General features: G+C 66.5%; 24 protein-coding genes and 1 riboswitch. Of the genes, 7 read left to right on the top strand and 17 right to left on the bottom strand.

Features of this window, described 5'->3' with window-relative positions:
- Positions 1 to 106: 106 nt before the first annotated feature.
- From gcvPB to MH112_RS12825, 6 genes are all read right to left on the bottom strand, one after another.
- Positions 107 to 1,687, bottom strand: coding sequence for an aminomethyl-transferring glycine dehydrogenase subunit GcvPB (gene gcvPB / locus MH112_RS12850; protein WP_296568355.1), 1,581 nt, complete (start codon positions 1,685 to 1,687; stop codon positions 107 to 109).
- Positions 1,684 to 3,030 (bottom strand): aminomethyl-transferring glycine dehydrogenase subunit GcvPA, encoded by a 1,347-nt coding sequence (gene gcvPA / locus MH112_RS12845; RefSeq protein ID WP_296568354.1) that lies wholly within the window; start codon positions 3,028 to 3,030, stop codon positions 1,684 to 1,686. Before gcvPA ends, gcvPB begins: the two co-directional genes overlap by 4 nt.
- Before the next feature lie 4 nt (positions 3,031 to 3,034).
- Positions 3,035 to 3,400, bottom strand: a complete 366-nt coding sequence (gene gcvH, locus MH112_RS12840; RefSeq protein ID WP_296568352.1) for a glycine cleavage system protein GcvH — start codon at positions 3,398 to 3,400, stop codon at positions 3,035 to 3,037.
- 16 nt (positions 3,401 to 3,416) lie between these two features.
- Positions 3,417 to 4,526, bottom strand: coding sequence for a glycine cleavage system aminomethyltransferase GcvT (gene gcvT / locus MH112_RS12835; RefSeq protein WP_296568350.1), 1,110 nt, complete (start codon positions 4,524 to 4,526; stop codon positions 3,417 to 3,419).
- Between the two features lie 169 nt (positions 4,527 to 4,695).
- Positions 4,696 to 4,789, bottom strand: a riboswitch (glycine riboswitch).
- 48 nt (positions 4,790 to 4,837) lie between these two features.
- Positions 4,838 to 6,637: an arginine--tRNA ligase gene (gene argS, locus MH112_RS12830; RefSeq protein WP_296568348.1), complete on the bottom strand. Its 1,800-nt coding sequence runs from the start codon at positions 6,635 to 6,637 to the stop codon at positions 4,838 to 4,840.
- The gene (locus MH112_RS12825; RefSeq protein ID WP_296568346.1) at positions 6,634 to 7,317 is read right to left on the bottom strand and encodes a Tat pathway signal sequence domain protein; all 684 of its coding nucleotides are present in this window, start codon (positions 7,315 to 7,317) and stop codon (positions 6,634 to 6,636) included. Before MH112_RS12825 ends, argS begins: the two co-directional genes overlap by 4 nt.
- Positions 7,318 to 7,435: 118 nt before the next feature.
- Here MH112_RS12825 and ispH point away from each other — a divergent pair, with 118 nt between their 5' ends.
- From ispH to rnhA, 3 genes are all read left to right on the top strand, one after another.
- A complete protein-coding gene (gene ispH, locus MH112_RS12820; protein ID WP_296568344.1) occupies positions 7,436 to 8,392 on the top strand; it encodes a 4-hydroxy-3-methylbut-2-enyl diphosphate reductase in 957 nt (318 codons plus the stop codon).
- Positions 8,393 to 8,475: 83 nt separating this feature from the next.
- Complete coding sequence (gene thrB / locus MH112_RS12815) at positions 8,476 to 9,441, top strand: homoserine kinase (RefSeq protein ID WP_296568342.1); 966 nt, start codon at positions 8,476 to 8,478, stop codon at positions 9,439 to 9,441.
- On the top strand, positions 9,438 to 9,887 hold the full coding sequence (rnhA, locus tag MH112_RS12810; RefSeq protein ID WP_296568340.1) for a ribonuclease HI: 450 nt from the start codon (positions 9,438 to 9,440) through the stop codon (positions 9,885 to 9,887). Before thrB ends, rnhA begins: the two co-directional genes overlap by 4 nt.
- Positions 9,888 to 9,903: 16 nt before the next feature.
- Here rnhA and MH112_RS12805 read toward each other — a convergent pair whose 3' ends face one another.
- Together MH112_RS12805 and MH112_RS12800 are read right to left on the bottom strand one after the other, a co-directional pair.
- Positions 9,904 to 10,851 carry a calcium/sodium antiporter gene (locus MH112_RS12805; RefSeq protein WP_296568338.1) on the bottom strand — a complete coding sequence of 316 codons (948 nt, stop codon included), beginning with the start codon at positions 10,849 to 10,851 and terminating at the stop codon, positions 9,904 to 9,906.
- A gap of 244 nt (positions 10,852 to 11,095) precedes the next feature.
- Complete coding sequence (locus tag MH112_RS12800) at positions 11,096 to 11,548, bottom strand: TIGR02301 family protein (protein WP_296568336.1); 453 nt, start codon at positions 11,546 to 11,548, stop codon at positions 11,096 to 11,098.
- A 120-nt stretch (positions 11,549 to 11,668) separates the two neighbouring features.
- Here MH112_RS12800 and MH112_RS12795 point away from each other — a divergent pair, with 120 nt between their 5' ends.
- Entirely contained in the window at positions 11,669 to 12,163 is a 495-nt protein-coding gene (locus MH112_RS12795) for a YbjN domain-containing protein (protein ID WP_296568333.1), read from the top strand.
- Between the two features lie 30 nt (positions 12,164 to 12,193).
- On the opposite strand, the gene MH112_RS12790 is transcribed toward MH112_RS12795, so the two are convergent.
- The 3 genes from MH112_RS12790 to MH112_RS12780 all read right to left on the bottom strand — a co-directional run bounded on the left by MH112_RS12790 (position 12,194) and on the right by MH112_RS12780 (position 14,866).
- Positions 12,194 to 13,171 carry a nitronate monooxygenase family protein gene (locus MH112_RS12790; protein ID WP_296568331.1) on the bottom strand — a complete coding sequence of 326 codons (978 nt, stop codon included), beginning with the start codon at positions 13,169 to 13,171 and terminating at the stop codon, positions 12,194 to 12,196.
- Positions 13,172 to 13,382: 211 nt separating this feature from the next.
- A complete protein-coding gene (locus MH112_RS12785) occupies positions 13,383 to 14,162 on the bottom strand; it encodes an SDR family oxidoreductase (RefSeq protein ID WP_296568329.1) in 780 nt (259 codons plus the stop codon).
- Positions 14,163 to 14,335: 173 nt separating this feature from the next.
- Entirely contained in the window at positions 14,336 to 14,866 is a 531-nt protein-coding gene (locus tag MH112_RS12780; RefSeq protein WP_296568327.1) for a hypothetical protein, read from the bottom strand.
- Between the two features lie 512 nt (positions 14,867 to 15,378).
- Between MH112_RS12780 and MH112_RS12775 the strand changes: the two genes are divergently transcribed.
- Both MH112_RS12775 and MH112_RS12770 read left to right on the top strand, forming a co-directional pair.
- Positions 15,379 to 15,849: a DUF4145 domain-containing protein gene (locus MH112_RS12775; RefSeq protein ID WP_296568326.1), complete on the top strand. Its 471-nt coding sequence runs from the start codon at positions 15,379 to 15,381 to the stop codon at positions 15,847 to 15,849.
- A gap of 140 nt (positions 15,850 to 15,989) precedes the next feature.
- The gene (locus MH112_RS12770) at positions 15,990 to 16,724 is read left to right on the top strand and encodes a hypothetical protein (RefSeq protein ID WP_296568324.1); all 735 of its coding nucleotides are present in this window, start codon (positions 15,990 to 15,992) and stop codon (positions 16,722 to 16,724) included.
- A gap of 233 nt (positions 16,725 to 16,957) precedes the next feature.
- Here MH112_RS12770 and MH112_RS12765 read toward each other — a convergent pair whose 3' ends face one another.
- From MH112_RS12765 to MH112_RS12750, 4 genes are read right to left on the bottom strand one after another with little or no spacing between them, the layout of a single operon-like run.
- On the bottom strand, positions 16,958 to 17,755 hold the full coding sequence (locus tag MH112_RS12765) for a 3-hydroxybutyrate dehydrogenase (protein ID WP_296568322.1): 798 nt from the start codon (positions 17,753 to 17,755) through the stop codon (positions 16,958 to 16,960).
- 22 nt (positions 17,756 to 17,777) lie between these two features.
- Positions 17,778 to 18,563, bottom strand: coding sequence for a peroxide stress protein YaaA (gene yaaA / locus MH112_RS12760; protein WP_296568320.1), 786 nt, complete (start codon positions 18,561 to 18,563; stop codon positions 17,778 to 17,780).
- A gap of 51 nt (positions 18,564 to 18,614) precedes the next feature.
- Complete coding sequence (locus tag MH112_RS12755; protein ID WP_296568318.1) at positions 18,615 to 20,024, bottom strand: FAD-binding oxidoreductase; 1,410 nt, start codon at positions 20,022 to 20,024, stop codon at positions 18,615 to 18,617.
- Positions 20,025 to 20,047: 23 nt separating this feature from the next.
- Positions 20,048 to 20,980: an L-threonylcarbamoyladenylate synthase gene (locus tag MH112_RS12750; protein WP_296568316.1), complete on the bottom strand. Its 933-nt coding sequence runs from the start codon at positions 20,978 to 20,980 to the stop codon at positions 20,048 to 20,050.
- Positions 20,981 to 21,111: 131 nt separating this feature from the next.
- On the opposite strand from MH112_RS12750, the gene MH112_RS12745 reads away from it, so the two are divergent.
- On the top strand, positions 21,112 to 22,860 hold the full coding sequence (locus MH112_RS12745; protein ID WP_296568314.1) for an acyl-CoA dehydrogenase: 1,749 nt from the start codon (positions 21,112 to 21,114) through the stop codon (positions 22,858 to 22,860).
- Here the strand turns inward: MH112_RS12745 and MH112_RS12740 are convergent.
- Together MH112_RS12740 and MH112_RS12735 are read right to left on the bottom strand one after the other, a co-directional pair.
- A complete protein-coding gene (locus tag MH112_RS12740; protein WP_296568312.1) occupies positions 22,857 to 23,489 on the bottom strand; it encodes a DUF3299 domain-containing protein in 633 nt (210 codons plus the stop codon). The two genes, MH112_RS12745 and MH112_RS12740, sit on opposite strands and share 4 nt — an antisense overlap.
- On the bottom strand, positions 23,473 to 23,850 hold a 378-nt coding region (locus MH112_RS12735), incomplete at its 5' end, for a MerC domain-containing protein (RefSeq protein ID WP_296568310.1). The genes MH112_RS12740 and MH112_RS12735, both read right to left, overlap by 17 nt.

The following is a 23,850-nucleotide window of genomic DNA, read 5'->3' as shown; positions in this document are numbered from 1 at the left end:
GGGCCGGCCCGTCCGGGGAGTCGGAGGTCCCGCGCGTCAGACTCATATGTGCACCAACAGCGTGAAAGTAAGGCGAACGTCGGGCGCTTTGGTGGCCCCGCCGGCGCTATTCTGCCGCGAGCGGCGCCGGCGCCACACCCTGATCCGGCTTCCAAGTGAGTCGCGGCTTGCGGGCGGCCAGGGTTTCGTCCAGCCGTCGCATGGGCGCGAGAAAGGGTGCCCCCTTGAACCGCTCCACGTCTCCGGCCTTGGCAGCCTCAGCCAGGGCCAGCAGGGCCTCACAGAAGCGGTCCAGTTCCTGCTTTGACTCGGTCTCGGTCGGCTCGATCAGCATCGCCCCATGTACCACCAGCGGGAAGTACATGGTCATCGGGTGGAAGCCCTCGTCGATCATCGCCTTTGCGAAATCGAGGGTGGTGACGCCCGTGCCTTCCAGCCAGGAGTCATCGAACAGGGCTTCATGCATGCACGGCCCTTCCGGGAAGGCCGGGGTCATGGAACCAGACAGTCTGGCCTTCACATAGTTGGCGTTGAGCACCGCATCCTCGGCCACCTGCCGCAGACCATCGGCACCATGGCTGCGCATATAGGCATAGGCGCGAACGAACATGCCCATCTGGCCATGGAAGGCGCTCATGCGGCCAAAGGCCTGGGCGGCGGCGTCCACCGTCTCCTCCACCAGGGTCAGACCGTCGGCCCCGTGCACCACCCAAGGCGCCGGCGCGAAGGGCGCCAGGGCCGCAGACAGCACCACAGGGCCAGAGCCCGGCCCGCCGCCGCCATGGGGCGTCGAGAACGTCTTGTGCAGGTTGATATGCATGGCATCGACGCCCAGGTCGCCGGGACGCACCCGACCGACGATGGCGTTGAAATTGGCGCCGTCGCAATAGAAGTACGCCCCCGCCTCATGGGTCAGCCGAGCGATCTCAATGATGTCGCGCTCGAACAGGCCGCAAGTATTGGGATTGGTGACCATGATGGCCGCCACGTCTGGGCCGAGCTTGGCGGCGAGATCGGCAAGGTCCACCCGGCCGTCGTCCGTTTGGGCGATCTCGGTCACCGAATAGCCCACGAAGGCGGCTGTGGCCGGGTTGGTCCCGTGGGCCGAGGTGGGCACCAGCACCCGCCGGCGGGGATCGCCCTTGGCTTCATGGGCCGCCCGGATCGCCAGCAGGCCACACAGCTCCCCATGGGCACCAGCCTTGGGCGACAGGGCGACCGCGGGCATGCCGGTCAGGGTCTTCAGCCAATGGGACAGCCGGTCCATCAGGGTCAGGGCCCCCTGAGCCGTGGACAGGGGGGCAAGGGGGTGAAGGTCGGCGAAGCCGGCCAACCGCGCCATCTTCTCGTTGAGGCGCGGATTGTGCTTCATGGTGCACGAGCCCAGCGGGTAGAGCGCCAGGTCGATGGCATGGTTCTTCTGGGACAGGCGCACATAGTGGCGCATGGCCTCGGGCTCCGAGAGGCCGGGCAGGCCAATCGGGCTCCTGCGCACCAGCTCACCCAGATCATCTGCAGGGGCATCGACCTTGGGCAGATCGACGCCAGTCTTGCCCCAGCCGTCCCGCTCGAAGATCAGGGCCTCATCCTGCAACAGCCCACGGCCACCGGTCAGAGAGGTGAACCCCGCGTCCAGAGACTGAGTCTCCTCAGGCCGGGTGGGCCGGCCAACATTCTGCATGGTCATCGGGCGATCCTCCGGGCCAGGGCCTGAGCAAAGGCGTCAATATCGGCGTCCAGGGTGGTTTCGGTGGCTGCGCAAAGCAGCACATCGTCCAGGCCTGCCGTCGGGTCGAGCCGGGAGAAGGGCACGCCGGCGACGATCCCATCCTCCAGCAACGCCTCCACCATCTGGCTGGCGTCGCCGGGTAAGCGCACGGCGATCTCATTGAAATAGCGCGGGGTCAGCACCTCGACGCCCGGTACGGCGCTCAGCGCCTTGGCTAGCCGCCGGGCCTTGTCGTGATTGATCTCGGCCAGTTGGCGCAGCCCGGTCTCCCCCAGCAGGGAGAGATGCACCGTGAACGCCAGGGCGCAGAGGCCCGAATTGGTGCAGATGTTGGAGGTCGCCTTGTCCCGGCGGATATGCTGCTCGCGGGTGGACAGGGTCAGGACAAACCCCCGACGGCCCTGGGCATCAACGGTCTCGCCACAAAGGCGGCCAGGCATCTGGCGGACCAGCTTCTCCCGGCAGGTGAACAGGCCGATATAGGGACCGCCGAAGTTGAGGGCATTGCCGATGGACTGGCCTTCAGCCACGGCGATGTCAGCGCCCATCTCGCCAGGCGACTTGAGCAAGCCAAAGGACACCGCCTCGGTCGTCACCACGATCAGCAGGGCACCCGCTGCATGGGCGGCTTCGGCAATCGCGGTGACATCAGTGGCGACACCGAACACATTGGGGGTCTGAACCACGACGCAGGCGGTCTCGGAGTCGATCGCCGCGATCACGGCCGCCTCGGCGTCGATGGCCACGGTCTGACGGACGATGTCCATCCCCTCAGCATGGGCGATGGTCTGGGTGGTGGCGGCATAGTGCGGATGCAAACCGCCCGACAGCACGGCGCGTTTGCGGCGGGTCACCCGCCTGGCCATCATCACCGCTTCAGCGCAGGCCGTGGAGCCGTCGTACATCGAGGCGTTGGCCACATCGAGACCGGTCAGGGCGGCGACCTGGGTCTGGAACTCGAACAGAACCTGCAAGGTCCCCTGGGCGATCTCCGGCTGGTAGGGGGTGTAGCTGGTCAGGAACTCCGAGCGCTGGATGATATGATCCACCGTGGCCGGCACGTGGTGACGATAGGCGCCCGCCCCGCAGAAGAAAGGCCCCGCCCCCGCCGCGCGGTTCATCGCAGCAAGCCCAGAGAGCTCGCGCTCTACCTCCAGTTCGCCCGCATGATAGGGCAGATCGAAGGGCTCGGACTTCCGGGCGGCGACAGGAACGTCTGCAAACAGATCGTCAATGGAGGCGGCGCCAATCACCCCCAGCATCTGGGCGCGGTCATCGGGCGTAAGCGGCAGGTAGCGCATGGGCTTACAGGGTCTCCAGATAGGCGTCGTAGGCGGCGCGATCCATCAGCGCCTCATAGGTCGACGGATCAGCGATCTTGACCTTGGCGAACCAGCCGTCGGCCTCCGGCGCCTGGTTGACGGTTTCCGGAGCCTCAGCCAGGGCGCTATTGGCCTCCAGCACCTCGCCGGACACCGGGGCGTAGACATCGGAGGCGGCCTTGACGCTCTCGACCACAGCCAGGCCCTCACCGGCGGCAAAGCTCTTGCCCACCTCAGGGGTTTCTACGAACACCACGTCCCCCAGTTGCTCGGCGGCATAGGCGGTGATGCCAATGGTGGCCACGTCCCCGTCCAGGGAAACCCACTCATGATCCTTGGTGAAACGCATTGGGGAGCTTCCTTCTCTAGACCTTGCGCACATAGCGATGGGGAACGAACGGGGTGGGGACCACCTGGGCAGTCTGGGCCTTGCCCCGGACGATGACCTTGAGGACCGTGCCTGCAACAGCCAGGGCTGGCGGCACGAAACCCAGGGCGATGGGATAGCCAAGGCTGGGAGAAAAGCCGCCGGAAGTGACCACACCGACCACGGTACCGTCCGCATCGGCGATCTCGGCGCCTTCCCGGGCCGGCGCGCCCTCGACCTTCAGGCCAACCGCCTTGCGGCTCAGCTCGCCGCCAAGCTCGGCGGCGATCCGGCTGGCGCCGGGGAAGTCCCTGGCGTCACGGCGTTTCTTAGACACCGCAAAGGCCAGTCCGGCCTCGATGGGAGACACGGTCTCATCCAGGTCGTGGCCATAGAGGGGAAGTCCGGCCTCCAGACGCAGGCTGTCGCGGGCGCCCAGACCTATGGGCTTGACCCGCGCGTCCGCCAGCAGGGTGTTCCAGATGCGCATCGCCGCCTCGCCCGGCACGGAGATCTCGTAGCCGTCCTCGCCGGTGTAGCCCGACCTGGAGATGATGGCGTCGACGCCGAAGGCCTGGAGGGCGGCGGTCTCCATGAAGGCCAGTTTTGCAGCGTCGGGCGCATGATTGGCCAGCACTTCGGCGGCCTTTGGCCCCTGAAGGGCCAGGAGAGCCCGGTCCTCCAGGCGGTCAATCCGCACCTGGCCGGCCAGTTCAGCATCGATGATCTTGAAGTCGTTGTCCTTGCAGGCCCCGTTGACCACCACAAACAGCCCGTCTTCGTCGGGGCGGCCGGCCATCAGGTCGTCAATGATCCCACCCTTCTTGTTCAGCAGGACCGAATAGCGTTGCTTGCCGGGCTTGAGGCCAATGAAATCCCCCGGTGTGACCTCCTCGAAGGCCGAAAGGGGAGAGACGCCCCGCAGGCGCGCCTGGCCCATGTGCGACACATCAAACAGACCCGCGCTCTCACGGGTCCAGATGTGCTCCTTGAGCACGCCGTCCTTGTACTGCACCGGCATGGAATAGCCGGCAAAGGGCACCATCCGGGCACCGGCCTCAAGATGGGCGGCATGAAGCGGGGTGAGTTTAAGCGTCTCGTCCGACAAGGAAGCGCCTCCGGCTGATGTTACGACGCGCCGGGGGCTTGGTCGCCCAGTCCCCTTACGCGCCCCCGCTGTCCCTGAGCCTGAGAGATTTAGAGGCGGGCGGTGAGGCCCGCGCCCATTGCTCCTTCGGCGAGCCCTACCTTTCGGCGGACTGCTTTCCAGCGTTCATCAGCTCTTCGCGGTCCGTTTGCCTGAGCGTTTCCGGGGCGGTTGCGCCTTCGGCGCCGACCCCTTGAAGGGCCGGTCTCTCCCGCGAGGAGAAGCCCCGAAACTCTGCGATCACCTGGCGGGAGTCAACGCGCAAGTTGCGTCTACATCCGTTCGGGGATGGCGATGCCCAGCAGGTCGAGGGCCAGCTCAAGCTGGCGAAGGGTGACCGCCGCCAGGGCCAGGCGGGAGCCCTTAGTCGGCGGCTCGGCGATTAGGATCGGACAGGCCGCATAGAAGCGCGAGAACGATTGCGCCAGCTTGTAGGCATGGTCGGCTATGAAATTGGGCGCCTTGCGCTCATAGGCCTCGGCCAGGGCCTGGTCGAAGGCGTCCAGCAACAGGGCCAGCTCCCGTTCGGCCGGCTCAGCGACGACGATCTCGCCAGCCAGAGCGCCCTCGTCGGCGGCCTTGCGCAGGACCGACTTCACCCGCACCGCCTGGTAGAGCAGGTAGGGGCCGGTCTTGCCCTCGAAGCTGGTGAAGCGATCGAGATCAAAAACGTAGGACGTGCCGCGGAAATTCTGCAGATCAGCGAACTTCAGGGCCGCGACCGCGACCTTGTGGGCGGTGTCTTCAAAAGCCTCGGCGTCAAGGCTTGCCCCGAGGTCGGCTTCCTTCAGGCGCTCACGAGCCTTGTCCCGAGTCATCTCGATCAGGTCATGCAGCTTGAGCACGCCGCCTTCGCGGGTCTTGAACGGCTTGCCGTCGGTCCCGTTCATGGTGCCAAAGCCGATATGCTCCAGGCTGCCCTCCTGGGCATAGCCCGCCAGATAGGCGGCCCGGAACACGATCTCGAAATGGTCGGCCTGGCGCTGGTCGACCACATAGAGAATCTGGTGGGGATCGAAACTCTGCCGGCGGTCGACAATGGTGGCGAGGTCTGTGGTGCCATACATGGCCGAGCCCTCGGAGGAGACCACCAGCAAGGGAGGCAGCTCGCGCTTATCCCCCTGGCGGTTCACCCGAATGATCCGCGCACCCTGATCGTCGACCAGGAGGGCCTTGGCCTCAAGGTCCGAGACCATGCCGGGGATCAGGGGATCGGCGTCGCTCTCCCCCTTCCAGAGGTCGAAATCCACGCCGATAGCATGGAAGTCCCGGGCCAGGGCCACCTGGGTCACCTTGGCAAAATGTCGCCAGAGGAGATGATAGCCCCGGTTGTGGGCCTGCAGGTCAGCCGTCAGCTTGCGGGCCCGGTCACGGTAATCCGGGTCCTCCTTGCCCTTGGCCGCTGCCAATGGATAGAGCCGGTCAAGGTCAGCCAGGCTGATCCGCTCAGCCAGGGCGGTGAAGGCCTGGACCTCGTCCTCGGGGGTCAGGGGGGCGGACCGGGCGTTGACCTGTTCCACCAGCTTGGCGACGAAGGCATCTTCGTCGCAGACCGCCCCAATGAGCAGGCCCATCTGGTAGCCCCAGTCGCCGAAATGGGCGTCGCCCACCACCTCGTCCCCCCGGAACCGGTAGAGTCGCTTGATGGCCTCCCCGATGATCGACGAGCGCAGATGGCCCACATGCATGGGCTTGGCCACATTGGGGCCGCCATAGTCCACCAGAACCCGGCGCGATGTCTCTACCGCCCCTGCCCCCAGGCGCGGATCGGCGGCAATCTCATTGGCCCGGGCTGAGAGGGCTTCGGGGGCGACGCGCATATTGATGAAGCCGAGCCCGGCGATCTCCACCGAGGCCAGGCGCGGATCCTTGGCCAGAACCGCCACCACGCCAGCGGCGATCTCCCGGGGATCGCGGCGGGCCTGCTTGGCCGCCGCAAGGGCCCCATTGCACTGGAAATCCGCCAGATCGGGCCGGTCTGACGGGGTCACACGGCCCAGTTCAGCCGACAGACCCGCAGAGGCGAAAGCGGCCGAAACCGCCTCCCCAAGACCCCGCTTGAGATCACTCATGGGTTGGCTTGAGAGGTCCCAGTGGCGACACCGGTTCCGACATCAATACGGAACCGCTTACCAGCACGGTTGAACTCGGCCATTTCCGGCGTGACATCGAAACCCACCAGGACTTCGAAATTGGCACCGCTGGTGGTCAGCTGGGCGCGCGGGATCACGATGCCCTCGATCATCTGCCGGGCATAGGTGCGGTCCTGGCCCGGAGCGAACGACACCGGCAGGTCGAAGTACTCCTTGGCGATGACCGCGTCATTGCGCTTGGTCACGGCGACCCAGTAGCGATAGGTCTTCTGCGCCCCCTGGGCGGCCGGGCCCCGGCCCAGCTCGAAGAGCACTTCCATGGCCACCTTGATCGGCTCGTCATCCTCGTAGGAACAGCCGGCCGAAATCCCCTGGATCTCACCGGCATAGCCCACGGCGGCCGAGGCTTCGCGCCCGCCTTCGAACTCCACATAGCGGCCGGCGTCATAGAGCACCTTGGCGAAGGGGCAGGGGCCAGCATTGCGCAATTGCGGCAAAGGTGCCTGGCGATCGCCCCATTCGGACTCCCGGCGGCGGCGGTCGGAGGCGTCCTCCTGACCTTCGGCCTCCTGGCCACGTCGGTTTTGGGCCGCGCTTTCCAGCGGAAACGAAGTGACGGCAAGCGCAAGGGCGATGACCGATAGCAGGGAACGGCGCATAAAACGTCCAACTCTGTCGGCGCGGCGAGACCGCGCATGAGGAGCCTCTACTAATGGTTCTCGATTGAGGCCGCAACGCGGCTGGCGGCGAGGCGGCATAACCCCTAGATTTCTCCCCATGAACACCCCTGCCCCTCGCCCGCCCCTGACCATCCTGCTGGCCGCCCCCCGGGGGTTCTGCGCCGGCGTCGACCGGGCCATTCAGATCGTCGAGCGGACCCTCGAGAAATTCGGGGCGCCGGTCTATGTGCGCCATGAAATCGTCCACAACCGACACGTGGTCGACCGGCTCCGGGCCCTGGGCGCAGTGTTTGTCGAAGAGCTCGATGAATGCCCCGATGATCGGCCGGTGGTGTTTTCCGCCCACGGGGTGCCCAAGTCTGTGCCGGCCGAAGCCGGACGCCGCCAGATGATCTATCTGGACGCCACCTGCCCCCTGGTCTCCAAGGTGCATGTGGAGGCTCAACGCCACCATGACTCCGGTAAGGAGATTGTCCTCATCGGTCATGCCGGACATCCCGAGGTCATCGGCACCATCGGTCAGCTGCCCGACGGGGCCGTCACCCTGATCGAGACCGTCGAGGACGCCCTGGCCTTCACACCCAAGGACCCGGCCAACCTCGCCTTCGCAACCCAGACGACCCTGTCGGTGGACGACACCGCCGATATCGTCTCAGCCCTGCGAAACCGGTTCCCGCTGATGGCCGCACCCCACAAGGAAGACATCTGCTACGCCACCACCAATCGCCAGGAAGCGGTCAAATCGGTGTCGGCCAGGGCTGACCTTCTGCTGGTGATCGGGTCGGCCAATTCCTCGAACTCGGTGCGACTGGCCGAGGTCGGTGCCCGGGCCGGATGCCCCGCCCATCTGATCGATGACGCCGAGGCCCTGGACTTTGCCTGGCTGTCGGGGGTTCGAACCGTCGGCGTCACCGCTGGCGCCTCTGCCCCTGAGGACCTGGTCCAGGGGCTCCTGGACAAGCTGGCCGAGCGGTTCGACCTGACCATCGAAATGGACGAAGCTGCCCGCGAGGCCGTCACCTTCAAACTGCCCAGGCTGCTGACCGAGGCCTAGGCGGCTCGGATATCGACCTGAAAAAGTGGGCCCTGCCGTTTCGCCGTCTTGACCGCGCCGACGGCCTCGCCCATGCCCCCGCAATGGCCGTCTATACCGACATTTCCGATGAGGAGCTCGCCGAGCTGCTCGCCCGCTATGACCTTGGCGTGGCGCAGACCTTCAAAGGCATCGCCGAGGGGGTGGAGAACTCCAACTTCCTGCTGGAGACCGACCGGGGCCGCTTCATCCTGACCATCTATGAGCGGCGGGTGCGCCCGGAGGACCTGCCGTTCTTCCTCGGCCTCATGCATTGGCTGGCCGACCATGACTACCCTTGCGCCACCCCGATGCCGGGACGGGACGGGGCCCTGATCCAGTCGGTGCGGGGCAAGCCTGCGGCCATTGTCGGCTTCATGCCAGGCCTGTCGGTTCGCCGCCCCTCGGCCACCCACTGCCGGGAAGCCGGCGAAGGCCTGGCGCGGCTGCATCTGGCGGCCGAGGGCTTTGGGATGGGCCGCGACAACGACCTTGGCCAGGGGGCATGGGCACCCCTGTTCTCAGGGCTCACCGAAGCGGCCGAGGGGCTGAAGCCTGGCCTTGCGGCCACCATCGAGGCCGATCTGGCCCATCTGGCCGCCAACTGGCCCAAGGGCCTCCCGAGCGGGGTCATCCACGCCGATTATTTCCCGGACAATGTGTTCTTCCAGGGCGACCGGTTCGCCGCCGCCATCGACTTCTATTTCGCCTGTGTGGACGCGCTCGCCTATGACATCGCGGTGGCGCTGAACGCCTGGTGCTTCGAGGCCGACGGCAGCTTCAACATTACCAGCGCCCGGGCCATGCTGGCCGGCTATGAGCGCCATCGCCCCCTGAGCGAGGCTGAGCGCGCCGCCCTGCCGATCCTGGCCCATGGGGCGGCCATGCGGTTCTTCCTGACGCGGCTGAATGACTGGGGTGCCACACCGGCGGGTGCCCTGGTGCGGCCGAAGGACCCGCTGGAATACGAGCGAAAGCTCGCCGTTCATCGCAGCGCTGCCGACCTCGTCCTGTTCGGGGACCCGTCTTGACCCCCAAGGTGACGATCTTCACCGACGGGGCCTGCAGCGGCAATCCAGGGCCCGGCGGCTGGGGCGCGATCCTGATCTACGGCGAGCGGGAAAAGGAGATCTGCGGCGGGGAGCCTGCAACCACCAACAACCGCATGGAGATGATGGCCGCCATCCAGGCCCTGGAGACCCTGAACCGTCCCTGCCAGGTCGAACTGCACACCGATAGCCAGTATGTCATGAAAGGCATCACCGAGTGGCTCCCCGGCTGGAGGGCCCGAGGCTGGAAGACCGCCGCCAAGGCGCCAGTGAAGAATGCCGACCTCTGGCAGCGTCTGGATGAGGCGAGGCTCCGGCACCAGGTGGACTGGCGCTGGGTCAAAGGCCATGCCGGTCACCCTTTGAACGAGCGGGCCGACGCCCTGGCTGGTCAGGGCCTGCGAGAGGCCCAGGCCGCAGGGGTCTGATCGGACCGTTTCACCCTCACCCCAAGGCCAGATAACCGACATAGGCCGCGTAGGCGATCAGGAAGGCGACCCCTTCCAGGCGTTGCAGACCACCGCCTGTGCGCAGGAACACCGCAAACAGACCCGTGGCGGCCACCAGCACCCAGATGTCCAGGCTGGCGATCTCAGGGGGAATGCGGATGGGCGACACCATGGCGGTGACCCCAAGCACACCGAAGACATTGTAGATATTTGAGCCGATCACATTGCCCACGGCCACTTCAGGATGGCGACGCAGCGCGGCGACGACACAGGCCACCAGTTCAGGCAGCGAGGTGCCCACGGCCACGATGGTCAGCCCGATGATGGTCTGGGAGACGCCGAACCCCTCGGCCAGATCAATCGCACCGCCGACCAGCAGGCGGGCACCAAATATGGTCAGGGCGATCCCACCGATCGCCATGAGCAGGAACTTGCCCAGTACCATGGGCTCGACCTTCGCACGCTCACCCTCAGCGGCGGCCTCCTCGGCCGCCATCCGGTTGCGCTCCCGGATATAGGCATAGGCCACATAGGCAATCAGCGTCACCACAAGTAACCCGCCAAACCACCGATCAATGAAGCCCGCAAGCACAGCCAGAAGGGCGGCACCCGATGACAGGCCAAGAACCAGCATGTCCCGCTGGATCGCTGAAGGCCGGATCAGGATCGGGGTGATGACCGCCGTGACGCCGAGAATCAGCAGGATGTTGGCGATGTTGGACCCCATCACATTGCCCACCGCGATGCCCGGCGCGTTCTGCATCGCGGCAATCAGGCTGGTGACCAATTCTGGAGTCGAGGTGCCGAAGCCAACGATGACCAGGCCGCTCAACAGTGGGGAGACCCCCAGGGTACGGGCGACGCCCACGGCCCCCCGGACAAGGGACTCGCCGCCCACGGCGAGCAGGATCAATCCACCTAGAATGAGCAGGGCGGTCATCATCGTAATTCGAAATCTCCAGGGGGACCGGCCAGGTCCATGGCAAGCGCAGCACTGACGACAAGGCGGCGCACACGACCTTCAAACGCACAATCTGGCAGGATCGGTCCGAGCCCAGTCATCGAGCACCCTCGATGCGGTCCGACATCACAGTCACCACGACTGTCAGAGGGGCCCGGCCCGCTGAGTCAAAGTGGTGAGACGAGCCTGTCTGTCAAGGGCGCTCACCTGCGGGGTGGGGCCGACCTCAAGGACGCAGGGAGAGGTCGGTCTCCATCTGCTCCATCTGTTCGGCCTGTCGCCGGGCCTCGGCTTCCCGAGGATCGACCTGGTGTCGGACGGCGGCGAGACGTGAGGCCAGCGCCTGACCCCGGCGGGCCGCAGCGGCCTCGGCGATACGGCTGGCGCGGCTGCACTCAGGGAACTCCGCACGCCGGCTGGCGAAGCCCGAGTTGAAAGCCTCCTTCAGCCGCCGATCCAGGGCCGCGTCAGGCGTCTCGGCATCGGTCAGCCCCATCATCCGGTCACGCCAGTACTGATCATAGGCCCCCTCGCAAGCCTGACGCAGGGCGTGGCTCTCGCCGAGCACATAGGCGATGTCCGCCAGGGTCTGACGCTGGGCAGGGGTGCGCTCCTGCGCCTGGGCCGGCAGGGCCAGGACCAGCAGAGAGGCAGCAAAGAGGACGGCGGCAGATCTCATGGGAGGCAGGTTAGAGGGCCAAGCCCTAGCTTGTCACGACCTCGCGCCTCTCGGGCGAATGCTCGCGCCGGACCGCAAGTTCTGGTAGCCGCTGGGACGGGCAGACGAGGGAGCGCGTTCATGGGGTCAGTTCAATTCGCCAGGACCCTGGTCCTTGGCCTTACCCTCGCCCTGGCCGCAGGTACCGCCCAGGCGCAGGGCCCGGCCAGAGACCCCAGCACCCTGATCGCCGTCCTGGCCGGCATGGGCGCCCGGGGCGAGATGGTGAGCCGGGAGGGCGGCCTGGTGCGCCTCAATGTCATCACGCCTGGGGGCATCTTCGGCGCGGAGTTCATCGGCTGCGATGAGGCCGGTCGGGCCTGCCGGGCGCTGGGCCTTCTGGCCAACGTCGAGAAGCGCGCCATGACCCTGGAGCACCTCAACGCCTTCAACAGCCGCGATATCCTTTGCCGGGCGATCGCCAGGGCTGAGCAGGTCGAAATCCGCTACGGCCTGCTGCTGGCCGACAGCCAGACCGAGGGCGACCTGCGAGACCAGGTCGCCGTCTGGCAACGCTGCCTGGGGTCCTTCGCTAGCCTCGCCAACGACCCCGATGGCTTCCTGGGCGCGCCCTGAGCCCCGGCCTGATGGCGCTCTGACAGGGCCTCAGGCCCGAACCAGACCCCGCAGCCGGGCAACCCGGTCGATGGCGGCCTCAGCCTCAGTCACCATCTCGGCGACGATCTGGGCGGCGGGCTTGATGTCATGGATGCCCCCGGCCGACTGGCCCATGGCAAAGCAGGAGCGGTCAGGATCGAGTCCCTCGATCTGGCCGCCGATCCCCCCCATCACCCCGGTCTGGGTGGACAGCATGGCCTGCATGGGGAAGGGCTGGATCTCCTGGGGCCGGCTTTCCCAGTCAGCCACATAGGGGTTGCTCATCACCCGCATGGGCTTGCCCGAATAGCAACGGGTGCGCACCGTATCCACGTCCTGGGCCGCCACCACCGCCTCGCGATAGGCCTGGCCCGCATGGGCCTCGGTCGAGGCGATGAACCGGGTGCCGATCCAGACTCCCTGGGCGCCCAGCGCCAGCGCCGCCGCCAGACCCCGGCCATCGGAAATGCCGCCCGCCGCCACCACAGGGATCTTCACCGCCTCAACCGCCTGGGAGACCAGGGGCAATGTGCCGACCAGGCCCGTATGCCCGCCGCCCTCCCCGCCCTGGCAGATGACGGCGTCGCAGCCGGCCTGCTCGGCCTTGACCGCGTGCTTCACAGCCCCGCAGACCACCATCACCAGCAGGCCAGCAGCCTTCAGCTTTTCCATGATCGGCATGGGCACGCCCAAGCCCGCGATGAACGACGAGGCCCCCTCCTCGATGATGATCTCCACCGACGCGGTCAGGCTCTCGGGCGAGGCGGCCAGCAGGTCGACGCCGAAGGGCTTGTCGGTGAGCTTGCGGACCTTGCGCATCTCCTCGCGGATAAAGTCCGGCGACCGGCCGGCCATGCCCAGCACCCCATAGCCGCCGGCCTCACAGACCGCAGCCACCAGCTCGGCATAGGCCACCCCGCCCATGCCGGCCTGCATGATCGGGTGCTTGACCTTCAACAGGTCGCAGAGGGGCGTGTGCAGGGTCATGGCGTCGTCTCCCGTGGTGTTCTCTTTGTCCCCACCATGGCGCCGACCGCCGCCGCCGCAAACACTGACCCTGCGTCAGGGGGCGAAGCCCGAATCTTGAACCACGAAGAGCACAAAGAACACGAAGGGCTGGAAGCCCTTTCGATCCCTTCGTGTCCTTTGTGAGCTTCGTGGTCGAAAACGGTTGCGCCTGCGGCGCGAGGCATCGGGGTCAGAAGATTCCGTAGCCGCCGTCGATCAGGAAGGAGTCGCCGGTGTGGAACCGCGAGGCGTCCGAAGCCAGATAGACCGCCATGCCGCCGAAATCCGCCGGATCGCCCCAGCGGCGCATGGGCACCCGCTTGATGACGTTCTCATTGAACTTGTCGTTGTCCTGGGCCGCCGCCGTCATGTCGGTGGCGATCCAGCCTGGCAGGATCACATTGGCCCGGACCCCGTATCGCGCATGCTCCACGGCGATGGCCCGGACCATGGGGATCAGGGCCCCCTTGGTCGCCGCATAGGCCTGGTTGCGCGCCGCCCCGTCCAGGGCCGACAGGGACGAGATCGCCACCAGCGAGCCCCCCTGCCCGTCCCCGCCCCGGGCGACCATGTGCTTGCACGCCTCGCGGAAGGTGAAAAACACCCCGTCCAGATTGACCGACAGCACCTTGCGATAGGTCTCGGTGGGAAACTCCGAAAACGACCGCGCTCCGCCGCCGATCCCGGCGTTGGCCACCACCGTATGGACCGCGCCCATCTTGGCCACGGCGGCCTTCATGCCTTCAGCCACCGCGGTCTCGTCGGCCACATTGACCACCTGGGTCAGCACCCGCACGCCGGTGGGTTTCAGCCTCTCTTCGGCCGCCCGGTTCTTGTCGGGATTGGAGCCCCAGATGACGATGTCGGCGCCGGCCTGCGCCATCGCCTCGACCATGCCAAAGCCGATCCCGCCATTACCGCCGGTGACCAGGGCCACCTTTCCAGTCAGGTCGAAGGGTTTATAGGCCACGGCGTCCTCCTCATTTTCAAACACGTGTTGGGCGTGAAGAGAGGCGCGGCGAAGGCGGGAGGTCAAGGGCGAGGGTGGGGGTGGGGATGGCGGGGCGTCGGAGATGGGCTCATAGGTGCTTCGAACGCTCGATTTGTGCCCTGCGGAGAACATGTACTCCTTGCGGCTATGCTTCAATGCCCCCCGCTCTTCCGCCGCGGAGTTGCTCGAGTTCGGTCTAGTTGGTGCCGGACCAATTCATCGTAGAAGCTAGCACAGATTATCAGGAACTGACGGTGCGCCGGAAAGGCGGGCGCGAAGTAAGCTGCCCAGTCGGCCACCGGATAGTGCCACATACGTCCGAGCAGGTCGGTAACTTCCGGCGCATCAAAACTCAGCGCCTCAATCGTGTGCGCGAATGCATTGCGAATATCCCGGATGCGATTGAGCTCCACCGCTTGCTCAGCGCTCACCACCCCGAGCGCACGCGCCATCGTGATACGGCTTGCGAAGTTTCCTAGCGGCTGCCGAAAGAGGCTTGCACGTTCGCCTTCTGTAAGATCGGCTGCCAAGTGGCGCTCGATCGCCAATTTGAGAGCATGTTCGACAGCACCGCTGGCAACGATAGCGATGTACCGGTCGCGTGACGCGATGCTGTGCGCAGGGTCCTCAATTCCATCAAGCAGCGCGCGAAAGTCCGTTCCGTCTGGGACGCGCTTCGCCAACCGCTTTAGCTCTGCCCCGCCACCCGACTGACCTCGAACCATTCGCTCTCTAAACCCCGTTGCACGGCCAGGCTTGACCAGAACAAAAAGCGTACTCAAAACAAGCTCAGGTACCAAGGCTGGGATTCGGAGAATGGGATTTAGGCTGTTGAGACGCTTCACCGCAGCGATTGGTATAATGTCCTGTCCCCGAGATCCGGGAGCCCTGATGGCATCTTCTCCTTCGACACGATGAACCGCTACGTTCATTCGCCCGATTTCGCGCCCTCGCCGATTCATCTATCTCCGCTTTGGGATCAAGTTTCGCAGCTTGTCGTCATTTGCCTCAATGCGTTAGCGAAGAGATTGCGCGGATGAATCCTACTGACCTTCAACTGAAAGCATCCACCTCGGAGAAGGCAATGGATCTGCTCCAGTGGTCTTCGTCGATCGTCCATTCTCTCGCGTGGCCGGTCGCGATTGTTATTGTCGCATTGATGTTTCGATCTTAACTGCGAGGCTTGCTCGGAAAGGTGAGTAAGCTGACATGGGGGGACAAGACCTTAGACTTCGCCGCCAAACTCGACAAACTCGAAGTTGCGTCCCGGCGGGACAACGTGCAGTCTACAAGAGAATATACCTCGCCCGGCGAGAGTCGCTTCGAAAATCTGCTGGCCATCTCTCCGGACGCTGCGATCCTCGATTCGTGGGGGCCAATTGAGATGATGCTCGATGAACTGAATGACGAGCACTACGTCAATCAAGACCGACCCCGCACATTGTCGAAAACTATAGAAGGACTCAAACAAAAGGAAATATTGAGTAAAGAGGTTGCATATATGCTTGGGGAGCTAAGAAAGCTACGCAATATTGCCGCGCACCAAGGCGGCCTAACTCCTGCAGATGCCTACCGGTTCAGGCATCTGGTCGACGCCATGACTGATGCGTTGGAGCAGCATCTGGAAAGCCGCCCGCCGAGCCATCCCGCGGGTCGCTCCCCATGAGTGCTGAGACAAGATTAGGGGGAGTCTCCACCGCGCCGCGATGTTCGGTGCGGTCATCTACGACAAGCGCGCCGCGCTGGTCCGCGCTGGCACCTCCCCTTTCAGCGTAGCCGCGACCAGAAATTCCAGGAGCGTGAGGTGTGACTGAATCGAGGGCGAACAGTGACCGGCTCGACGAAGAGTGGCGCGATAAGTTAGTCGCCATCGGCAAGGGCATAGCTGGCTCGATCCCGGTAGCCGGCGGTCTCGTCGGCGAAGTCGTCGGATCGGTTATCCCGGGCCAGCGCGCCGACCGCATTGCCGCCTACTTGCGCGCCCTGGCTGCCCGCGTCGACCTGCTCAGCTTGGAGGTGAGAGATGGGTTGGCGGCAAACGTGGAGAAGATTGATCTAATCGAAGAGGGAGGCTTCCAGTCTGCACGAGCGACTTCCAAGGAGCGCATTGACCATATCGTGGAGGCCGTGAACCGGGGGTTGAGCGAAGATGACGCGGACGTCATTCGGAGGAAGCGGCTCCTATTGATTCTAGGACAGTTGGACGACGATGAGGTGAACCTGCTCAACGCGTATGGACGGGCGTATGCTGGGGCAGACCGACAGGCGTTCGAACGCATCAATCGCCCGGAGCCTCTGCACATGGGGTCGCTGCCTTCAGCTGTCGATCAGAGTCATCTCTACGAGGCTGGCAAGGACCACCTCCTCCGCCTGGATTTACTAAAAAAGAACTACAGCCAGCCGCGGAAGGGCGAGACCCCTGAGTTCGACGCTCGGAAGGGGGACTTCAAGCACACAGTCGAGGTGTCCTATCTCGGACGGATGCTGCTGCGGGAGATTGGGATGGAAACTCCATTTGACTCGCAGCAGGGGGGACGGTGATCCGCGTGGGCTGAGCTTAGCGCTCGAAATCGGTTGATCTCGGCAGCCTCAGTCGCCTCCGGACTGCCGGTGCCCTCCATAGAGGGGACATTCCCCACCCACGCACCAAGGTCCGCATCTGGTATCGAGCCCAACGGCCGCTCCAGCCGCCAACCAGAACCTCCGTCCTGCGGACTGGCAGGCCACCCCGGCGCGCGTCTCCCCGGCTCCCAAGGCCAACGCGCCCTCTAACCTCAGGTCGCCGTCCAGCCGCCATCCACCGACAGCGCCGCCCCTGTCGCTGAGGCGCCCATGTCGGAGACAAGGTAGAGTAGCATACCGGCCAGGTGGTCGTATTCGACGAAGGCCTTGTTGGGCTGGGCGGCCAGGATCACCTCGTCCACCACCCGGTCTTCGGAAATGCCCCGCGAGCGGGCCTGGTCGCCGATCTGGGCCTCCACCAGGGGGGTCTTCACATAGCCCGGGCAGATGGCGTTGCAGGTGACGCCGGTGCGGGCCAGCTCCACGCCCACGGCCTTGGTCAGGCCCACCACCCCGAACTTGGCCGCCACATAGGCCGACTTGAAGGGCGAGGCCACCAGGCCGTGGGCCGAGGCGATGTTGACGATCCGGCCGCGCCCTTGGGCCTTCATGATCGGCACGGCTGCCCGGGTGGCGTGGAAGGCTGAGGACAGGATGATGGCGATCAGGGCGTCCCACTTTTCGGGCGGGAAGTCCTCGATGGGGGAGACGTGCTGGATGCCGGCATTGTTGACCAGGATGTCGAGGCGGCCGAACTCCCGGCGGGCATAGTCCACCAGGTCGGCGATCTCGTCGGGCCTCGTCATGTCCGCACCGTGATAGCGGATCGAGGCGTTGGTGCGGGCCTGCAGCTCCCGGCGGTCGGTCTCGATCCTGGCGGGGTCGCCCAGGCCATTGAGGATCACATGGACCCCCTGTTCGGCCAGGGCCGAGGCCATGGCAAAGCCGATGCCGCTGGTGGAGCCGGTGACGATCGCCACATGCCCGGCGATGCCATAATCTGCCGCCATTACCGTCTCTCCGTGGGGTGTCTCAGGCCGCCGAGGCGGCGGTCGGTTGCGGGCGGGTGAAGGTCCACTCACCCGGCTGGGACTGAAGGGCTGCGAACCTGTAGCCCTCCAGGTCGAAGGCCTTCAGATCATCGACCCGGCTGATGCGGTTGTCGATGGCCCAGCGGGCCATGAGGCCGCGGGCCTTCTTGGCGTAGAAGCTGACGATCTTGGCATGACCGTCCTTTTCCTCGAGGAACCTGACCCCGAGCACGGGCAGCTTGAGCGCCCGGGCGTCCACGGCGCCGAAGTATTCCTGGCTGGCCAGATTCACCAGGGTGGGATCGGCGTGATCCTTGGCCGCCGCGTTCAGGGCCAGGGCGATCCGGTCGGCCCAGAAGTCGTAGAGGGTCGCCCCGCGCGGGGTTTTCAGCCGCGTCCCCATTTCCAGGCGATAGGGCTGAATCACGTCCAGGGGCCGCAGGAGCCCATAGAGCCCTGAGAGAATCCGCAGGTGATCCTGGGCCCAGTCCAGATCCGCCTTGCTCATCTGCCGGGCGCGCAGGCCGGAATAGACGTCGCCATTAAAGGCCAGGGCCGCCTGCAGCCCCTCCTCGCTCTCGGGATCAAAGGCCTGGAACCGGGCGCGGTTCAACTCGGCGAGCTTGTCCGACAGGGACATCAGCCGCTTGAGGTCGGCGACGCTGAGCTTGCGGGTGGTCTTGGACAGTTCGGCCACGTCCTGGTCGAACTGCGGGGCGGTCATGCCCAGGCGGCTTTCAGGGGCGGAGAAGTCCAGCGCCTTGGCTGGTGAAAGGACGAACAGCATAGGGCGGTCCTTTGACGGGTCTTCGTGACAAAGCCAAGGCGCCGGGGCGGTTTAGAAGTGCACGCGGGGGTTCATGATGCGCTGGGGGTCAAGGGCTGCGCGGATCGCACGCAGGGCGTTGACCTCGACGGGGGCCTTATAGCGCATGGCCTCCTGGGTCTTCATCGATCCCAGGCCGTGCTCGGCGGAGATCGAGCCGTGCAGGGCGGCAACAATGTCGTGAACCCGGCGCGATCCCTCGTCCCGGGCCGCCGAATGGGCCGCATCGTCCCCGCCATCTGGCCGCAGCACATCATAGTGGATGTTGCCGTCCCCCACATGCCCGAAGGCACAGATCCGGCAGCCCGGGGCAAAGGCGCTCATGGCCGCCCCGGCCTGGTCGAGAAACTCGGCCACCGCACTCACTGGCACCGAGACGTCGTGCTTCCAGGTGGCCCCCTCGGGCTTCTGGGCCGGGGACTGGTTCTCCCGCAGGGACCAGAGCGCCCGGGCCTGGGTTTCGGTCTGGGCCACCGCCGCGTCGGCGATCAGGCCCGTCTCCAGGGCTTGGCCCAACAGCCGCTCCAGGGCTCGTTCGGCGGAGCCAAGCTCCCCGGAGGCCAGCTCGATCAGCACGTACCAGGGATGAATCTTCTCCAGGGGATCGCGCTGGCCGGCAATGTTCTTGAGGGCGAAATCCACCCCCACCCGGCTCATCAGCTCAAAGGCTTCAACCCCGCCGCCGGCGCTTTCCTTGGCCCGGGCCAGCAGGTCCAGGGCCGCCCTCGGACTGGCCAGGCCGACCATGGCCACCGCCCGGGACGGCAGGATGGGAAACAGCTTCAGACTGGCGGCCGTCACGACCCCAAGGGTGCCTTCGGCGCCGATCAGCAACTGCTTCAGATCATAGCCGGTATTGTCCTTGCGCAGCCGCTTCAGGCCATTCCAGACCTCGCCATTGGGCAGGACCGCCTCCAGGCCCAGCACCAGGTCGCGGGTGGTGCCGTAGCGCAGCACCGCAGTGCCGCCAGCATTGGTGGAGATCACCCCGCCGATGGTGGCGGTCCCTTGCGAGGCGAGGTCCAGGGGGAAGCGGCGGTTCTGGGCCAGGGCCGCCTCATGGGCGCCGGCCAGGGTGACGCCGGCCTCCACCACCAGGACATCGTCCAGGGCGTCCACGTCGCGGACAGCGGTCAGGCGCTCGGTGGACAGCAGGATCTCGCCCATGGGGATCTGACCGCCCACGAGACCTGTATTGCCCCCCTGAGGGGTGATCGGAACCCCGGCCTCGAAACAGATGCCAACCACGGCGGCCACATCCTCGGTCGAGCCCGGCAGGGCCAGGAACGGCGTCTGACCGCTCCAGCGGTCGCGCCATTCCAGCAGCTTGGGGGCGAGACGCTCAGGGTCCTGGCTCCAGCCCCGCTCGCCAAGCACGGCCTTCAGGCGGGACAGGACATCGGCGGGCACGGAAATGGTCATGTGATAAATCTAGCGCCTTCAGCCTATCCGACAAAGCCCGCCGCGCGGCGCAGGCGATCGGTGATGGCTTCACCGAGCCCGTGGGCCGGGATCGGGGCCACAGCGATAGCCCGGGGTGCGGTTCGGTCAGCGGCCCGCAGATAGGCAAACAGATGGGCGGCGGCCTCGGCAAGGTCGCCGGTCGGGCTGAGATTGAACACCTGCGGGCCCTCAGGCGCGCCCGGACCAAAGGCGAGATAAGCCTCGTCCGGTTCCGGCGCGATCACGTCCAGGCGAACCGGCGCCTGCGGTGCATAGTGCCGGGCTAGGCGGCCGGGGGATCTCTTGGCATCGTCCTCAGCCTCGGCCAGGGGACCGATCACCGCCTCGATCTGCGCCCGGGTCACCGCACCGGGCCGCAGCAGGCGCGGGGCGTCCAGCAGGGCCACCACGGTGGACTCCAGGCCCACGGCGCAGGGCCCGCCGTCCAGGGCGGCCAAGGCGAAGGCCCCGGTCTCTTCCAGGGCGTCCGCGTAGGTGGTGGGGCTAGGCCGGCCCGAGCGATTGGCCGAGGGGGCCACCACGGGGCGGCCCAAGGCTGCGATCACCCCTTTAGCCAAGGGATGGGCCGGGGCCCGCACCGCCACGCTGTCCAGGCCGGCCCGGGCCAGATCGCAGACCGCCGCCGCGTCGGTCACCGGCAGGACCAGGGTCAAAGGGCCCGGCCAGAAGGCCTTGGCCAGGGCGCGGGCCCGGTCATCAAACCCGGCGAAGGTCTCGGCCATGGCCAGGCCCGTCACATGGGCGATCAGCGGATTGAACCGGGGCCTGCCCTTGGCCTCGAACAGGGCGGCGACGGCCCGAGGCTCGGCAGCGTCGGCGGCCAGGCCGTAGACGGTTTCGGTGGGCAGGATCACCAGGGCGCCGCCGGCCAGGGCGCGGGCGGCCTGTTCGACCGTCGGATCGGCATGCGTCATGGTGTCTGTCCCATCCTGAAGGCCGCCGGGTGATACCCGCAAAGGACGCGGCTTGTCGCCACCCCCGCGCTCAAGCCTTGGTGACGCAACGTCATCGGGCCTACATAGGCGCGACCCAAGAGGAGCCTCCCATGACCTTCCGCGCCCCTGTCCGCGACATCGCCTTTGCCCTGAACGTCGCCGGCCATGGGGACCTTGTGGAGACGAGCTTCCCCGACCTGGACGCCGACACCGTCACCGCCGTGCTGGAGGCCGCCGGTGCCTTCACCACCGGGGTGCTTGCCCCGCTCAACTGGACCGGGGACCAGGAAGGGGCCCGGCATGCGGACAACAAGGTCACCGCCGCGCCAGGCTTTGCCGACGCCTATCGCGCCTTTGCCCAGCAGGGCTGGAACAGCCTGGCCGCCGAGCCCGAACACGGGGGTCAGGGGCTGCCCAAGGCCATGGAGCTGGCGGTGTTCGAAATGGTCCATGCGGCCAATATGGCCTTTGGCCTCTGCCCCATGCTCACCCAGGCGGCCATCGAGGCCCTGACCCTGCACGGGACCGAGCGCCAGAAGCGACTGGTGCTGCCGAGGCTGGTGTCGGGGGAATGGACCGGGACCATGAACCTCACCGAGCCCCAGGCCGGCTCGGACCTGGCCGCGCTGACCACCCGGGCCGAGCCCGACGGAAACGGTGGCTACAGGCTCTATGGCCAGAAGATCTTCATCACCTGGGGCGACCACGATGCGGCGGACAATATCTGCCATCTGGTGCTGGCGAGGCTGCCCAACGCCCCGCCCGGGGTGAAGGGCATTTCCCTGTTCCTGGCCACCAAGCGGGCGGTCCTGGACGATGGCGCACTGGGCGAGGCCAACGGGCTCTGGGCGGCCTCCATCGAGCACAAGCTGGGCATCCATGCCTCGCCCACCTGCGTGATGATGTTCGAAGGCGCCAAGGCCGAACTGGTCGGCGAGCTGAACCAGGGCCTGGCCCACATGTTCGTCATGATGAACGCTGCCCGCCTGCAGGTGGGCGTCGAAGGGGTCGGCATCGCTGAGCGGGCCTTCCAGCAGGCCCTGGCCTATGCCCAGGACCGCACGCAAGGCAAGTCGGCCTGGGGCGGGGCTTCTCCCGCCCCGATCTATGACCATCCCGACGTCCGCCGCACCCTGATGCTGATGAAGGCCAAGATCGAGGCGGCCCGGGGGATCTGTTTCATGACCGGGGTGCTGGCCGATCAGGCCCGGCTGGCCCCCGACCCCGCCGCCCGGGCCAGCGCCAAGGCCCGCCAGGAACTGCTGACCCCCATCGCCAAGGCCTGGTCCACCGATGTGGGGGTCGAGGTGGCCTCCCTGGGCGTGCAGGTCCACGGGGGCATGGGCTTCATCGAGGAGACCGGGGCGGCCCAGCACTATCGGGACGCCCGGATCGGCCCGATCTATGAGGGCACCAACGGCATCCAGGCCCTGGACCTGGCGGGGCGCAAGCTGGGCATGGCCGAGGGCGCGGTGATGGACGCCCTTTGCGCCGAGATGGCCATGACCGCCGAGACCCTGGCCGCCCGCCAAGACCTCGCCGAGGCCGGCCAGCGGCTGGCCGAGGGCGTGCGCGCCCTGGAGGCCGCCACCGACTGGCTGCTCAACAATCGCGGGACACCCTCGGCCGCCGGCGCGACCCCCTATCTGAAACTGGCCGGAGATGTGATCGGCGGCTTCGTGCTGGGCCGGCAGGCCTTGGCCGCCTCTGGCTCCGACGATCCCTGGATGCAGGCCCGCCTGCCCCTGGCGCGGCTCTATGCGGGACAGGTTCTGGCCGGCGCGCCGGGGCTGGTGGCGGCGGTGACCCAGGGCGCTGCGGACCTGGAGGCGGTGAGCGCTGCGGCCCTGGCCGGCTAGAGCTCTCCGTCCACCTCCTGGACGATCCGGGCCGCGCCTTTGTGGATCTGGAAGAACAGACCCTTTTCGCCATTGTCGGTGAGGGTCAGGACACCTTCGACCTCAACGAGGTGGTAACCGGCCCGGATGGGCCGATCGAGATAGACCTCGATCACCTCATTAGGCTCGGCCGGCGGGTGATAGAAACAGACCGGCGTATAGGGCGAGAGCAGGAAGCGCGTCGTCCGCTCAGCCATCTCCAGGGGAAGCATGAAGCCCTGGATCTTGAACGCCTTGCCCGCCAGGGCCCTCACCTCGGCGGGATGGCGGGCGCGGAACAGCTGGGTCGGCTCGTCGATCCAGACCTCGGTCTTGCGCAGCTTGGCCCACTGGGGGCCGTCCGCAGTAGGCAAGGTGAGCTGCAGGGCGCGCTCATCGGCCAGCTCGTCGATGATCGGCATGCGGCCAGATTCAAACTCCGCCCACATGTCGGCGTCCCCCGTCGGGGCGGGGGTTGTTTCCAGGGTGGAAGCGTCCACGGGCGGTTCAGCCGCCTGTAGGGCGCTCGGCGGCGCCTCAGAGGGCTTTTCCCCGCAGGCGGCCAGGACCAGCAGAGCCAGTCCGAGGCCGAGCCTAGGCCGCATGGGCATGGGGCGGCAGGGCGCGACCCCGCCAGTTCACCAGATGGCCTGTGGCCAGGGTCAGCCCCCCGGCCACAGTCATCAAGGTCTCGGCCTCATGGAAGAACAGGGCCGCGATCAGCAGGCCAAGCCCCGTGGCGGCCAGGGCGATCGCCGCGGGCCTGCGGGGTCTGGCCAGGACCAGAGCACCGGCCGAGATGGGGGCCGCCAGGGCGACAAAAGCCAAATGAACCCACTCCGCCTCGCTCCAGACGCCGAGCAGCGGGGCAAATCCTGCGGCCACCGGCAGGGCCAGGCAGTGCAGGAGGCAGAGGCCGGACAGGCCGATGGCGGACCCGTCCAGCAGGCGGGGGGAAGTCAGTTTCATGGG

The organism is Phenylobacterium sp. (assembly GCF_022402485.1).
In the GTDB taxonomy this organism is placed as follows: Bacteria; Pseudomonadota; Alphaproteobacteria; order Caulobacterales; family Caulobacteraceae; genus Phenylobacterium.
This window is presented reverse-complemented; position numbering and strand designations above follow the sequence as displayed.